At 71.8% G+C, this 14,156-nt stretch carries 13 protein-coding genes; 10 read left to right on the top strand and 3 right to left on the bottom strand.

Features of this window, described 5'->3' with window-relative positions:
• Nucleotides 1–72 precede the first annotated feature (72 nt).
• The 3 genes from OG494_RS34375 to OG494_RS34365 all read right to left on the bottom strand — a co-directional run bounded on the left by OG494_RS34375 (nt 73) and on the right by OG494_RS34365 (nt 2,974).
• Nucleotides 73–975 carry an HAD family hydrolase gene (locus tag OG494_RS34375; protein ID WP_442874320.1) on the bottom strand — a complete coding sequence of 301 codons (903 nt, stop codon included), beginning with the start codon at nt 973–975 and terminating at the stop codon, nt 73–75.
• A 109-nt stretch (nt 976–1,084) separates the two neighbouring features.
• Complete coding sequence (locus OG494_RS34370) at nt 1,085–2,155, bottom strand: DUF5667 domain-containing protein (protein WP_328445850.1); 1,071 nt, start codon at nt 2,153–2,155, stop codon at nt 1,085–1,087.
• Nucleotides 2,156–2,269: 114 nt separating this feature from the next.
• The gene (locus OG494_RS34365; protein WP_328445848.1) at nt 2,270–2,974 is read right to left on the bottom strand and encodes a sigma-70 family RNA polymerase sigma factor; all 705 of its coding nucleotides are present in this window, start codon (nt 2,972–2,974) and stop codon (nt 2,270–2,272) included.
• 265 nt (nt 2,975–3,239) lie between these two features.
• On the opposite strand from OG494_RS34365, the gene OG494_RS34360 reads away from it, so the two are divergent.
• From OG494_RS34360 to OG494_RS34315, 10 genes are all read left to right on the top strand, one after another.
• The gene (locus OG494_RS34360; RefSeq protein ID WP_442874319.1) at nt 3,240–4,799 is read left to right on the top strand and encodes an AMP-binding protein; all 1,560 of its coding nucleotides are present in this window, start codon (nt 3,240–3,242) and stop codon (nt 4,797–4,799) included.
• 10 nt (nt 4,800–4,809) lie between these two features.
• A complete protein-coding gene (locus tag OG494_RS34355; RefSeq protein WP_328445844.1) occupies nt 4,810–5,049 on the top strand; it encodes a glutaredoxin family protein in 240 nt (79 codons plus the stop codon).
• Between the two features lie 82 nt (nt 5,050–5,131).
• Complete coding sequence (locus tag OG494_RS34350; RefSeq protein ID WP_328445842.1) at nt 5,132–6,697, top strand: molybdopterin-dependent oxidoreductase; 1,566 nt, start codon at nt 5,132–5,134, stop codon at nt 6,695–6,697.
• A 262-nt stretch (nt 6,698–6,959) separates the two neighbouring features.
• Nucleotides 6,960–7,889 carry a redox-sensing transcriptional repressor Rex gene (locus OG494_RS34345; RefSeq protein ID WP_328445840.1) on the top strand — a complete coding sequence of 310 codons (930 nt, stop codon included), beginning with the start codon at nt 6,960–6,962 and terminating at the stop codon, nt 7,887–7,889.
• Nucleotides 7,890–7,962: 73 nt separating this feature from the next.
• A complete protein-coding gene (locus OG494_RS34340) occupies nt 7,963–9,276 on the top strand; it encodes a glutamyl-tRNA reductase (RefSeq protein ID WP_328445838.1) in 1,314 nt (437 codons plus the stop codon).
• 14 nt (nt 9,277–9,290) lie between these two features.
• Nucleotides 9,291–10,220 carry a hydroxymethylbilane synthase gene (gene hemC / locus OG494_RS34335; protein ID WP_328445836.1) on the top strand — a complete coding sequence of 310 codons (930 nt, stop codon included), beginning with the start codon at nt 9,291–9,293 and terminating at the stop codon, nt 10,218–10,220.
• A gap of 83 nt (nt 10,221–10,303) precedes the next feature.
• Entirely contained in the window at nt 10,304–11,836 is a 1,533-nt protein-coding gene (locus tag OG494_RS34330; protein WP_328445834.1) for a bifunctional uroporphyrinogen-III C-methyltransferase/uroporphyrinogen-III synthase, read from the top strand.
• 132 nt (nt 11,837–11,968) lie between these two features.
• Nucleotides 11,969–12,940: a porphobilinogen synthase gene (gene hemB, locus OG494_RS34325; protein ID WP_247060290.1), complete on the top strand. Its 972-nt coding sequence runs from the start codon at nt 11,969–11,971 to the stop codon at nt 12,938–12,940.
• 17 nt (nt 12,941–12,957) lie between these two features.
• Nucleotides 12,958–13,515: a hypothetical protein gene (locus OG494_RS34320; protein ID WP_328445832.1), complete on the top strand. Its 558-nt coding sequence runs from the start codon at nt 12,958–12,960 to the stop codon at nt 13,513–13,515.
• Nucleotides 13,512–13,958 (top strand): hypothetical protein, encoded by a 447-nt coding sequence (locus OG494_RS34315; RefSeq protein ID WP_328445830.1) that lies wholly within the window; start codon nt 13,512–13,514, stop codon nt 13,956–13,958. Before OG494_RS34320 ends, OG494_RS34315 begins: the two co-directional genes overlap by 4 nt.
• The last annotated feature ends 198 nt before the right edge of the window (nt 13,959–14,156 follow it).

Below are 14,156 nucleotides of genomic sequence, written 5' to 3'. Positions count from 1 at the left end.
TCGGGCCGGGCGTGAAGTCCGTGTGAGGTGACGCATCTTTCCTAGGGAAAGTGACGTCTTGGGCCGGGCGCATCAGCGGCGGCGGTAAGCCATCCCCGCGGCCACCGCCCCCGCCAGCGCCCCGGCCCCCAGCACCGAAGGTACCCCGATCTTCGCCGCTTTACGGCCGGTGCGGAAGTCGCGGATTTCCCAGCCCCGGGCGCGGGCCACGTCGCGTAGCCCGCCGTCCGGGTTGACCGCGACCGCGGTGCCCACCGCCGACAGCATCGGGATGTCGTTGGCCGAGTCCGAATAAGCCGTGCAGCGCTTGAGGTTCAAGCCCTCACGGGAGGCCAGCGCGCGGACCGCGTGGGCCTTCGCGCGGCCGTGCAGCAGGTCGCCGACCAGGCGGCCGGTGTAGACGCCGTCGCGGGTTTCGGCCACCGTGCCCAGCGCGCCCGTCAGGCCCAGGCGGCGCGAGATGATCGCCGCCAGCTCGATCGGGGTCGCCGTCACCAGCCAGACGCGCTGGCCGGCGTCGAGGTGCATCTGAGCGAGCGCCCGGGTACCGGACCAGATCTTGTCCGCCATCAGCTCGTCGTAGATCTCTTCGCTGATCGACGTCAGCTCGTCCACCGTGCGTCCGGCCACAAAGGACAGTGCGCGTTCGCGGTGGGTCTTGATGTCTTCCTTGTTCTCGCGGCCGCCGAGGCGGAACTTGATCTGGCCCCAGACGAAGCCGGCGAGGTCGGAGGACGTGAAGAACTTGCGCGCTGCGAGCCCGCGGGCGAAGTAGAAGATCGACGCGCCCATCATCATCGTGTTGTCGACGTCGAAGAAGGCGGCCGCGGTGAGGTCCGGCGGCGCGGGTGGGGCGGGCGGCTCGGCGGCTTCGGAGACCACCCGGGCGTGAGCGGCTTCGGCCGACGCTTCGCCCGCGAGCGCGGCGAGCCGTTCGAGCTCCTGACTCTTATCCCTGCCACGCCAAGCTGACACGCACACCGCCTCCACGTCTGCCCATGTCCGACCCCGTCCTCGCGGACGTCCGATCCTTCGCACAGCGTAGCGAGCCGCCCACCGCGGTGTCGCAGGTGTGGCCCGGACCTCAGCCGATGATGATCGGCGGCAGGCCTGGTAGCAGCGGCGGGATGGAAACCAGCGGCGGCGGGTTCGACGTCGAGGTCGACGGCGGCCGGGGCGTGGTCGTCGGCCCGCCGTACACCGGTGGCGGGGTGATCCCGCCGGTCGGCGCGGGCGTCTCGGCGGTGGCCGTCGCGTCCGAGGGCGGCAGCTGCGTGCCGGTCGGTGCCGGCGTGGTGCTCTCGGCCGCCGTCGGGGACGTCGGCGCCGAGGACACCTCGCCGCCCGAAGAGGGCGCCGGACGCTGCGTGCACTCGCCGGTCGCCGGGAGCAGGCCCAGGTCGTCGGCGGTGCCGGTGGTGATCTGGTAGCAGTTGAGCCGCGCGACCAGGCCGCTCGTGCGCTCCTGGACCTTGCCGAGCAGGGTCCGCACGTCGCCGAACACGGACGCCGCGTCGGCCGGCAGCGCGGTCTGCTGCGTCGCGAGCCGCGCCGCTTGGTTGCGGGCCCACAGCCGGACGTCGGAGAGCTGCTGCGCGCCGGTGCCGTCGCTGGTCGCGACCGCGGTCAGCTGGGTGACGCCGGCGCGCAGATCGGTGGCGAAGTCGTCGTACGCGGTCCGGTAGTCGGCCTCGCTCGCGCCTTCGGCGGCCAGCTCGCTCAGCTCGGTGACGCGGTTGGTGGCGAACTCGAGGTGCTTCTGGGCCTTCTCCTGGTCACCGAAGGTGAGGTTCAACGACGTCGTCTCGCCGGCGCGCTTCACGGCGTACAGCGCGTCGCCCGGCAACGCGGTTCGGGACAGCACCAGGGTCAGGCCGGAGAGGACGAGGAAGAGGAAGAGCGCGGCGGCCACCAGGTCGGCGGTCCGCGGCCGCCACCGCCGTACCGGGGTGGCCGCCGCCGTCTCCAGGCGGCCCGCGATCTCGGCACGGATCCGCTGCCGCGTCTCCAGGTCCGGAGACCCGGCCTCGCCGAGTTCGCGCAGGGCGCCGACGAGGGCCAGCTCGTCGGCGAACTCGCCGTCCCGGCGTACCGGGGACGGCTCCAAAGCACGCGCGAACCGGTCGATCTCGGTTCGCTCACGCGCAAACCTCACTGCGCCAGCTCCATCTCGGGCCGTGGCCGGTCCTGACACCGGTCTGGCAGGAGTAACGATCCAGAAGCCGTAAGGGTTACCGGATCGGCCGAAGAGAGCGAAAAGTTCGCGGGTTCAGCGCAATCCGGTGGGCAGGAGTTGTGCCAACCGGCGTACCGCCCGGTGCTGCAACGCCTTGATCGCTCCCTCGTTGCGGTTCATGATCTGGGCCGTCTCCGCCACGGAGAGTCCCTGCAGGAACCGCAGGATGATGCATTCCCGCTGGTCGTCGCCCAGTTCCGCGACGCAGCGCAACAACTCGGTGCGGGTCGCGCGGCTGATGGCCTCCTGCTCGGGGCCGGCCTGCGCGGTCGCGCCGACGCTGAAGGGCGCCGAACCGGGTTCGGTCACCTCGTCGGTGACGACTTCGAGGCGGAACCGGCTCGACTTCACGTGGTCGAGCACGAGGTTGCGGGCGATGGTGACGAACCAGGCGCCGACGTCACGTCCCTGGTAGCTCACGGACGTGATCCGGCGCAGCGCGCGCAGGAACGTCTCGCTGGTGACGTCCTCGGCGAGGTCACGGTCACCCAGCCGGAAGAGGACGTAGCGGTAGACGACGTCGACGTAGCGGTCGTAGAGGCGGCCGAACGCGGACGTGTCGCCGTCCTGCGCGGCGCGCACCAGGTCCCACGCCTCGGCCTTGGCGGCTTCGGCGCGCTCTTCGTCGGAGGCGGACGAGGCGGCCTGCCTGCTGAGTGGCACGGCCGAAGGCCGGCCGAAGACGCGCTCGGCGAACATGAAAACGGGCCCGCGGTTCACGGCGGTCGGCACGGTCATCGGGCGGCACCTCCGGCGGCGGCTGTGACCCAGTGAGCCACGGTACCTCCGATCAGCGGGCGAGCAGGGGCCTGCCGGCTCGCATGCCCCACGGCCTCGTGGGCAGGCAAGTTCGTCACGGCGACTCCCTCTCTCCGGTCGCGGCAGTGATCATCACCACCCCCACGACTCGGTGCAGCATACGTGTAGTTACCGCGAAGTAGGTAGTGGCTCGGGTGTTGCGAAGGGGCGACGCTCGCGGTGTCTCCCCATGACGTCGCGCGAGATGACAGACTTGCAACGCTTCGCAGGACGACGGGAAGGCGGGCCACGGGTGAGTGCCGGTGCAGAGACGTTGTCCGGGGTCGGCGAGCTGCTCACCAGGGCCGCCGCGACGTGGCCGGAGCACCCGGCCGTGCGGGAGACCGGAGGCGGCCGGACGCTGACCTACGGTGAGCTCGCGGCCGCGGTCGAAGCCCAGGCCAAGACACTTGTGGGTGCCGGTGTCACACCCGGCGACCGGGTCGCGCTGAGGCTGCCGACGTCGGCCGACTTCGCGGTCGCGTTCTTCGGCGCGCTGCGGGCCGGCGCGATCGCCGTCCCGGTGTCGCCGCAGTCGCCGGGACCCGAGCTCGAGAAGCTGCTCGCGCACAGCGGCGCCAAGGTCGTCATCCATCGCGACACGGATACGGCACTGCCGGCCGGGGTGATGGGTCTCACGCCCGAAGCTGACCCGGATGGAGCAGTCGAGGCCGCCGGTGCCGGGGGCTCCGGCGAGGACATCGCGGTCATTTCGTACACCTCCGGCACCACCGGTCCGCCGCGCGGCGTGATGCTGTCGCACCGCGCGCTGCTGGCGAACCTCGAGCAGCTCAGCGGCGTCGACGGCGTCCTCGAGCACGACGACCGCGTGCTGATCACCATCCCGCTCTTCCACGTCTACGGCCTCGGGCCCGGCCTGCTGCAGGCCGTCTCCGTCGGCGCGACCGCCGTCCTGTCGGAGCGCTTCGAGGCGCAGCGCACGCTGGAGGACTGCGCCGAACACGGCGTCACCACCATCACCGGCGTCCCGACGATGTACGCCGAGTTCGCGGCGCTCGACGCCGGGGAGCTCGGCCGCGGGCTGGCCACGGTCCGGCGGATGACGTCGGGCGCGGCGCCGCTGCACCCGAAGGTGCTCGGCGCGATCCGGGAGGCCACCGGCCTCGACGTCTTCGAGGGTTACGGCCTCACCGAGTGCGCGCCGGTGGTGACGTCGACGCTGGTCACGGGCTATCCGAAGCCCGGCTCGGTCGGCAGCCCGCTGCCCGGCGTCGAGCTGCGGCTCGTCGACAGCGACGGCACCGACCAGGCCGTGCCGCTGGACCCGGACGACGTCGACGACGTCTTCGAGGCCGAGGGCGAGACCGGGCTGGTGTCGATCCGCGGCGCGAACCTGTTCTCCGGTTACTGGCCGGACGGCGACCACGGGCCGGACGACCAGGGCTGGTTCCGCACCGGCGACGTCGGCTACCTCGACGTCGACGGTGACCTGCACCTGGTCGACCGGGCCAACGACCTGATCATCGTGAACGGCTTCAACGTCTTCCCGAACGAGGTCGAGTCGGTCATCGCGCAGCTCCCGGAGGTCGCCGAAGCCGCGGTGGTCGGGGTCGTCGACGAACGCAGCGGCGAGGCCGTGAAGGCGTTCGTGGTGCCGGTCGCCGGCGCGTCGCTGTCCGAGCAGCAGGTCGTCGACCAGTGCACGGCACACCTGGCCGGGTACAAGGTGCCGCACGCGGTGGAGTTCGCCGAGTCGCTGCCGCACTCGGCCACCGGCAAGCTGCGCCGCGTGCGGCTGCGGTAGTAAGGACGTCATGGCACAGGTAGTGACGGTGATGGGCCGGGCGGGCTGCCACCTCTGCGAGGTGGCGGAGGCCGACGTCGCCCGCATCTGCGGCGAACTGGGCGTCGCGTGGACGGCCGAGGACGTCGACACGGACCCGGAGTGGCGCGCCGAGTACGGCGACCGCGTCCCGGTGATCCTGGTCGACGGCGCCGAGCACGGTTACTGGCGCGTCGAAGAGGACCGGCTGCGGAAGGCGCTTTCGTCCTGAGTGTCCGACCCGGTGAAGCCGTAACACGTCCGTAAGCACCGAGGGCTCACCCGATCGGCCCACCGCTGTCGAAGATGGAGGGGTGAGCACCTTGCAGGACGCCCCCGCCCCGGCCGAGGCGCCTCGACGTCTTTCGCTGCCCGTCTCGACCCTGATCGGGCTTCTCGCCCTGGCCGCCGCGCTCGGCGTCGGGCACCTGGTCGCGGGGTTCGTCGGCTACACGGCCTCGCCGTTCATCGCGGTGGCGAACTACGTCATCGACCACAGCCCGACCGGCATCGTGAAGTGGGCCGAGCGGACGCTGGGCACCTGGGACAAGCCGATCCTCAAGCTCGGCCTGGCCGTGGTGCTGGTGCTGTTCGCGGTGGCCGCCGGGCAGCTCTCCCGCCGCAAGCCGCTGGCCGGGCAGGTGCTGGTCGGGCTGCTCGGCGCGGCCGGGATCGCCGCCGTGTTCGTGCGGACCGACCTCGGACAGGTCTCGCTGCTCGCGCCGGTCGCCGCGCTCGTCGCCGGGCTGACCGTGTTCACGATGCTGCACCGGCTCGCGCTGCCGCCCGAACTCGCCCGCTACGACCGGGGTTTCGACCGGCGGAAGTTCATCCGCACCGGCGTCGGCATCGCGGCCGGGGCCGGTGTCGCCGCCGTGGTCGGCGAAGTGGCCGGGACCAGCACGAACGCCGAGGACTCGCGGGCCGCCGTCGGGCCGCTCGTGCCCGCGCGCACCGCGCCGCCGCTGCCCGCCGACGCCGACTTCGTCAAGCTCGGCTCACCGCCGTTCATCACGCCCAACGCGGACTTCTACCGGATCGACACCGCCCTGGTCGTGCCCCAGATCCGCACCGAGGACTGGGGCCTGAAGATCCACGGCATGGTCGACCGGGAGGTGAACTTCACCTACGACGACATCCGCAACCGGCCGCTCGTCGAGCGCCGGGTGACGCTGACCTGCGTGTCCAACGAGGTCGGCGGGCCGCTGATCTCGAACGCGTCGTTCCTCGGCGTCGACCTCGTCGACCTGCTCGACGAAGCCGGCGTGCAGAGTGGCGCCGAGCAGATGTTCGCGACCAGCGTCGACGGCTGGACCTGCGGCACCCCGGCGAACGTCGCGCTCGACCCGCAGCGCGGCGCGATGCTCGCGATCGGGATGAACGGCGAGCCGCTGCCGGTCGAGCACGGCTTCCCGGCGCGGATCGTCATCCCCGGCCTGTACGGCTACGTCTCGGCGACCAAGTGGGTCAAGGACCTCGAATTCACCAAGTGGGACGCGCGGCAGGCGTACTGGCTCAACCGCGGCTGGGCCGAACAGGCGCCGATCAAGACCGAGTCCCGGATCGACACCCCGACCGGCTTCGCGAACGTCACCGCGGGCAAGGTCCGGCTGGCAGGCACGGCGTGGGCGCAGCACACCGGCATCGCCAAGGTCGAGGTCCGGCTCGATCAGGGGGCGTGGCGCGAAGCCACCCTTTCGGCGGAGGTGAGCAAGGACACCTGGCGCCTCTGGTGGATCGAGCTCGACGTGCCGGGCGGCACGCACCAGGCGTTCGTCCGGGCCACCGATCAGGACGGCTACACCCAGACGGAGAACACCGCCGACCCGGTGCCCGATGGCGCCACCGGCTGGCACTCGGTCACCCTCGACGCGCACTGACGGCCCGGAAACCCTTGTACGGCCGGTGATCCGGCCCGGTGGACCCGGGCTCGAGCACGCCACGGCCGCCCGCGCGCACGCTCGGGGGGTGCCGAACCGCCTCCGACCAGTGACTTTGTGCGTGCGTTCACAAGTGGACTACCGTAGGACCATCGCCTCCCGGTGGTCCGGCATCGAACCGGACGCCGGGCCCTGGGTCAAGACACAGTTCCGAACGGCCGTGGCGATGGCCGGCAGGTGCGCAGCGGGCAGGAGACACGGCGTGGTGACACAGCGCGGGGGGCGCGACGGAGCGGACTCCGCCGGCCGGCCGCCACGGCGGACCCCCAGGCCGGTCCAGCCGGACGCCGACAACGCGCCGACGGCCGAGATGCCCGCCGTGCCCGCGGCCGCCGTCAACGGTCGCGGCGGCCCCAACGGGGATGCCCCCGAGGTGGTCCGGGCGAAGCAGATCCCCGAAGCGGCCGTCGCCCGGTTGGCCGTCTACCTCCGCGTGCTGTCCGCGATGTCCGAACAGGGCGCGACGACCGTTTCGAGCGAAGAGCTCTCGCAGGCGGCGGGCGTCAATTCCGCCAAATTGCGCAAGGACCTCTCCTACCTCGGCTCGTACGGCACCCGCGGCGTCGGCTACGAAGTCAGCGTCCTGGTCAGCCAGATCGAGCGGATCCTGGGCCTGACCCGGCAGCACAAGGTGGCCGTGGTCGGGATCGGCAACCTGGGCCACGCGCTGGCCAACTACGGCGGCTTCCCGGGGCGCGGCTTCCCGGTCGAGGCCCTGTTCGACCTGGACTCGGACCTGATCGGCGTGCCGGTCGGCGGCCTCCCGGTCTCCCACATGGACGACATCCCGCGGGTCTGCGCCGAGCGCGGGATCTCCATCGGCGTGATCGCCACCCCGCCCACCGCGGCGCAGTCCGTGTGCGACCGTTTGGTCGCCGGCGGCGTCCAGTGCATCCTCAACTTTGCTCCCGTCGTGCTGCAAGTTCCTGCTCACATCGAGGTCCGCAAAGTGGATTTGGCCGTCGAGCTGCAGATACTGTCATTTCACGTAGCCCGCCGGGCGGATGATGCTGCGAGCAATCAGGGCAATTCCGGATTACCCGCCGCGGGTCGGCCGTCCGACAATGGCAAGGGCAGCGGACGGAACGGTGCGGGTCCGGACGGCGGACGGGAAGTGGTGGTGCGCTCATGAGCGAGCCTGCGAGTGAATCATTCGACACAGCGCAGCCGCTTAGGCGCTCACCGAGCGTCAGCGAGGTGACGGCATGAGCGTTCTGGCGGTCGGGTTGTCCCATCGCAGCGCCGAGCTGAGCACGTTGGAACGCGTCGCGGTACCGGCGCCCGAGATCGGCAAGGTGCTCGACGAGCTGCAGCAGGCCGAGCACATCAGCGAGGTCATGCTCGTCTCGACGTGCAACCGCATCGAGGTCTACGCGGTGGTCGAGACCTTCCACGGCGGCCTGAACGACGTCTCGGAAGTCCTCGCCCGCCAGGCCGGGATGACGCCCGCCGAGCTCTACGACAGCCTGTACGTGCACTACGCCGGCGCCGCGGTCGAGCACCTGTTCTCGGTCACCTCCGGCCTGGACTCGATGGTCGTCGGCGAGACGCAGATCCTCGGCCAGATCCGCTCGTCCTACGCCACCGCGCGCGAGGTCGGCACGGTCGGCCGCACGCTGCACGAACTGATCCAGACCACGCTGCGCGTCGGCAAGCGTGTGCACACCGAAACCGGCCTCGACCAGCTGGGCTCGTCGGTCGTGTCCGAAGCGCTCGCCGCGGCCGGGGACGTCACCGGCAAGCACGCCGTCATCGTCGGCGCCGGCTCGATGGGCGCGCTGAGCGCGTCGCAGCTGCGCAAGGCCGGCATCGGCGAGATCACCGTCGCCAACCGCACCGACGCCCGCGCCCGCCGGCTCGCCGCGAACGTCTCCGAGCAGGGCGTGCCCGCCCGCGCGATCCCGTTGTCCCAGGTCGCCGACGCGGTGCGTGACGCCGACGTCGTGATCTGCTGCACCGGCGCGCAGGACGCCGTCTTCGGCCCGGAGCAGGTGCTGCCGCGGGCCGGCCGGGCCCTGGTCGTCTGCGACCTCGGCCTGCCCCGCGACGTCGACCCGGCGGTCGGCGAGCTCGACGCCGTGCGCGTCGTCGACCTGGCCACCGTCCAGCGCCGGATGCGCGAGGCCGGCACCCCGACCACCGACCGGCAGACGGCGAAGGCCACCGGCATCGTGCTCGACGAGGTGCGCGAGTACCTCGCCGGCCAGCGCAGCGCCGAGGTGACGCCGACGGTGACCGCGTTGCGCCGCCGCGCGGCCGAGGTCGTCGACGCCGAGCTGCTGCGGCTGGACCACCGGCTGCCCCAACTGGACAGCGCCGTCCGCGAAGAGGTCGGCCGCACGGTCCGCCGGGTGGTCGACAAGCTGCTCCACGCGCCGACGGTGCGGGTCAAGCAGCTGGCCGCCGAGACGGCCGACACCGACTACGCGAACGCGTTGCGCGAACTGTTCTGCCTCGACCCGCAGGCACCCGCCGCGGTGGCGAGCCCGACGTCCCCACCGGAGAAGAAGCAGCAGTGACCAGAGTCATTCGTATGGGTACGCGTGGATCGAAGCTCGCGCTCGCCCAGACCGGGCACGTCGCCGACGCCCTGCGCGCCACCGGCGCCGAGGTCGAGATCGTCACGGTGACCACGCCCGGGGACAAATCGATGGCGCCGATCCCCACGATCGGCGTCGGCGTGTTCACCTCCGCGCTGCGGGAAGCGTTGCTGCGCAACGAGGTCGACGTCATCGTCCACTCGTACAAGGACCTGCCGACCGCGCCGGAGCCGGGCATCTCGCTCGCCGCCGTGCCGCCGCGCGAGGACCCGCGGGACGCGCTGATCGCGCGTGACGGGCTGACTCTCGGCGAGCTGCCGCCGGGCTCCACGGTGGGCACGGGCTCGCTGCGGCGCACCGCGCAGCTGCGCGCGCTGGGTCTCGGTTTGGAAATCGTGCCGATTCGCGGCAATATCGACACCCGCATGCGCAAGGTCACCGACGGCGAGCTCGATGCCGTGGTGCTCGCGCGTGCCGGACTGGCCAGGGTCGGACAGGTCGAGGTGATCACCGAGACCCTCGACCCGATCCAGATGCTGCCCGCGCCCGCACAGGGCGCGCTGGCGGTGGAATGCCGGGCTGCCGACGTGGATCTCGAGCACCTGCTCGCGGCCACGCTGGACGACGAGGGCACGCGGGCCGCGGTGACGGCCGAGCGTGCTCTGCTGGCCGCGCTCGAGGCGGGGTGCAGCTCGCCTGTGGGCGCGCTCGCCGAGATCGTCGAAGATCTCGACGCCGAGGGCAAGGTCGTGGAACGGATCTCGCTGCGCGGCACCGCCGCGATCGAGGGCGAGGAAGGCGTGGTGGACATGGTCCGGGCCATCGCGCTGGCCGACAAGCACCAGGCCGCCCAGCTGGGCAAGGACCTGGCCGCAGAGCTGCTGGACCTCGGAGCCGGAGCCCTCTCCGGACCCGCGCAGTAGCGCTTTCACGAGCGCTTCTCAAGACGTAGGAGACCTGCGGCCGTGCCATCACGCACGGCCGCCGCAAGAGGAGAAACGCACAGATGACCCCCGCGCGAAAGACCACCGGGCGCGTAGCGTTCGTGGGCTCCGGGCCCGGCGACGCCGGCCTGCTCACGGTCCGTGCCCAGGAACTGCTGGCCAAGGCCGAGGTCGTGGTGACCGACCCGGACGTGCCCCAGGCCGTCCTGGCGTTGACCGCCGAAGGCGCCGAGGTCCGCCCCGCCGTCGGCGAGGCCACCGAGGTCGCCAAGGACCTGACCAACGAGGCCAAGGCCGGCCGGCTGGTGCTGCGCCTCATCGCGGGCGACCCGCTGACCACCCCGGCCGTCGTGGCCGAGGTGCAGGCGGTCGCGCGCACGAGCGCCGTGTTCGACGTCATCCCGGGCGTGTCCCCGGGCGCGGCCGTCCCGGCGTACGCCGGCGTCGCGCTGGGCGGCACGCACACCGAGGTCGACGTCCGCGGCGACGTCGACTGGGCGGCGCTGGCCGCGGCCCCCGGCCCGCTGGTGCTGCACGCGTCGTCGGCGCACCTGGCCGAGGCCGCTTCGGCGCTGACCGGGCACGGCCTGCCCGCGTCGACCCCGGTCGCGGTGACGGCGAACGGCACCATCAACACCCAGCGCACCCTCGACACCACGCTCGAGAAGGTCGCCAACGACGCCGGCGAGCTCGTCGGGCCGCTGATCGTCACGATCGGCCAGGCCGCCGGGCAGCGTTCGAAGCTGTCGTGGTGGGAGTCGCGCGCGCTCTACGGCTGGAAGGTCCTGGTGCCGCGCACCAAGGAGCAGGCCGGCGAGATGGCCGAGCGCCTGCGCGGCCACGGCGCGACGTCGCACGAGGTCCCGACGATTTCGGTCGAGCCGCCCCGCAGCCCGGCGCAGATGGAGCGCTCGGTCAAGGGCCTGGTCGACGGCCGTTACCAGTGGATCGTCTTCACCTCCACCAACGCGGTCCGCGCGGTGTGGGAGAAGTTCGAGGAGTTCGGCCTGGACGCCCGCGCGTTCTCCGGCGTGAAGATCGCCTGCGTCGGCGCGGCCACCGCGGAGAAGGTGCGCTCGTTCGGCATCATCCCCGAGCTGGTGCCGGAGGGTGAGCAGTCCAGCGAAGGCCTGCTGGCCGAGTTCCCGCCGTACGACGACGTCCTCGACCCGGTCGACCGCGTCCTGCTGCCCCGCGCGGACATCGCCACCGAGACCCTGTCGGCCGGCCTGCGCGAACGCGGCTGGGAGATCGACGACGTCACGGCCTACCGGACCGTCCGGGCGGCGCCGCCGCCCGCCGACACCCGCGAGATGATCAAGACCGGCGGCTTCGACGCGGTCTGCTTCACCTCGTCCTCGACCGTGCGCAACCTGGTCGGCATCGCCGGCAAGCCGCACACCCGCACGCTGGTCGCGTGCATCGGCCCGAAAACGGCCGAGACGGCGGTGGAGTTCGGCCTCCGGGTCGACGTCCAGCCGGAGAAGGCCGACGTCCCGCACCTGGTGGACGCCCTGGCCGAGCACGCCGCCCGGCTCCGCGCGGAGGGCGCCCTGCCGCCGCCGCGCAAGGCGAAGCGGGCCCGCCGCTCCTGAGGTTCGCTGGTCCGTGAAGGCCTCCTTGGGGGACTCTGAGTCCCTCAAGGTGGCCTTCACGGCTTTCCGGGGCAGATGCGCTGGGGCACCCTTGCGAGACCCCGGCGAAAGCGCGCGGAGTAACTTGGAGGTGTGTTCCCTGAGCATCGTCCCCGCAGGCTCCGCACCACGCCCGCTATGCGCCGGCTGGTCGGTGAAACGACGCTGCGGCCACGCCAGCTGATCCTCCCGATGTTCGTCGCCGAAGGCCTTGACCAGCCGCGGCCGATTTCGAGCATGCCGGGTGTCGTGCAGCACACCCGGGACACCCTGCGGAAGGCCGCCGTCGACGCGGTCAACGCCGGGGTCGGCGGGCTGATGCTGTTCGGCATTCCCGAGACCCGCGACGCCGAAGGCTCGGGCGCCGTCGACGAGCGCGGCATCCTCAACGTCGCCCTGCGCGACCTGCGGGCCGAGCTCGGCGACGCCACCGTGCTGATGGCCGACACCTGCCTCGACGAGTTCACCGACCACGGCCACTGCGGCGTCCTGGACGCCGACGGCGGGGTCGACAACGACGCCACGCTGCGCGTCTACGCCGAGATGGCCGTCGCGCAGGCCGAAGCCGGGGCGCACGTGCTCGGGCCGTCCGGGATGATGGACGGCCAGATCGGCGTCATCCGCCGGGCGCTCGACGAGGTCGGCCACAGCGACAAGGCCATCCTCGCGTACGCCGCGAAGTACGCCAGCGCGTTCTACGGCCCGTTCCGCGAGGCCGTCGACTCGCAGCTCAAGGGCGACCGCAAGACCTACCAGCAGGATCCGGGCAACGCCCGCGAGGCGCTGCGCGAGATCGAGCTGGACCTCGCCGAGGGCGCGGACATGATCATGGTCAAGCCCGCACTGTCCTATTTGGACGTCCTCAAGGCGGCCGCGGACATCTCCCCGGTGCCGGTGGCGGCCTACAACATCTCGGGCGAGTACGCGATGGTCGAGGCCGCCGCGGCGAACGGCTGGCTCGACCGTGAGCGGACCGTCCTGGAGGTGCTGACGTCGATCCGCCGGGCCGGCGCCGACATGATCCTCACGTACTGGGCAGCCGAAGCCGCTGCCTGGCTGGACTGACCGGTTAGAGTCCTCGCGTGACCGACGCTGAAACACCCAAAAGCAGCACTGACGACCTCAGCGGTCTCACCGACGACGAACGCCGCAAACTGGGCCGCGCGCCGGATCCGGTCCTGCCGGGACAGTCCGCGCCGAAGGCCGCGCCGCCGAAGCCGGTGGCCGTCTCGTTCTGGCTGTGGCTGGCCGGTGGCCTGGTCCTGATCCTCGGCTACGTCCAGCTGCTCAGCAGCAAGTCGGCGGTCATCGCCCAGTTCGTCGAGGGCACCAAGGAGTCGAAGTACACGCCGCAGATGATCGCGGACGGCGTCACGACGCTGCTGTGGTACCTGCTCGGCGGCTCGATCGTCTTCGTACTGCTGTTCCTGCTCTTCGCCTACAAGGCCCGCGAAGGCACCCGCTCGGCCCGGACGGTGCTGACCATCCTGCCGGTCGTGATGTTCGTGCTGATCATGCTCATCGCCCCGATCATCAACGTGCTGACGCTGGTGGCGGTGCTGGTGTTCGTCATCGCGCTGGTGCTGCTGTACCTGCCGTCGGTGGCGGGCTACTTCCCGAAGGCCGGCAAGCGCCCGTGAGCGACCGGCTCTACGCCGAGTCGGGCGTGAGCTGGGTCGCCATCGTGTGGGGCCCGGTGTTCGCCGTGATCGGCGCCCTGGCGGAGCTGGCGACCGGCGGCCCGGTGCACCTCGTGGGCTGGCTGCTGGTCGGGTTCGGCCTGTGTGTCATCACGATCCCGTGGGTGTACGCGCGGCGCCGGTTCCTCTCGCTGGAAGTCACGACGAAGCAGCTGCGCCAGGGCCGTGAGAAGGTCGCGGCCGCCGAGCTGGCGTCGGTGACGGACGTCGGCACGCCGGTCGGCGCCCGCGTGCTCGGCGGCGGCTGGTCGGTCCCGCGCAAGTACGATTCGCTGCCGCTGAAGCTGACGGACGGCACAGTGGTGCTGGCGTGGGCGAAGGACGTCGAGGCGCTGCAGGCCGCGCTGGACCGCCTCGTCCGGGCGACGCCGCGCGAGACGTGACGCGGGTCGTGGACGTCCGCGGCTCCGCTCGGGCGTGAGCTGCCCGTGGTCATCACGGGTGATCATCTTCCCGTCCGATGGCAAGCCGGTGGGCGTACCCGGGAACGCCCACTCGCGCCCCCGGACGGTCGGCTCGCGTGGTTTCGGCGGAGTTGTGCGGTCGGCGGGACGCGCTGGACCGCCTCGTCCGGGCGACGC

The organism is Amycolatopsis sp. NBC_00438, assembly GCF_036026695.1.
Lineage (GTDB): Bacteria > Actinomycetota > Actinomycetes > Mycobacteriales > Pseudonocardiaceae > Amycolatopsis.
This window is presented reverse-complemented; position numbering and strand designations above follow the sequence as displayed.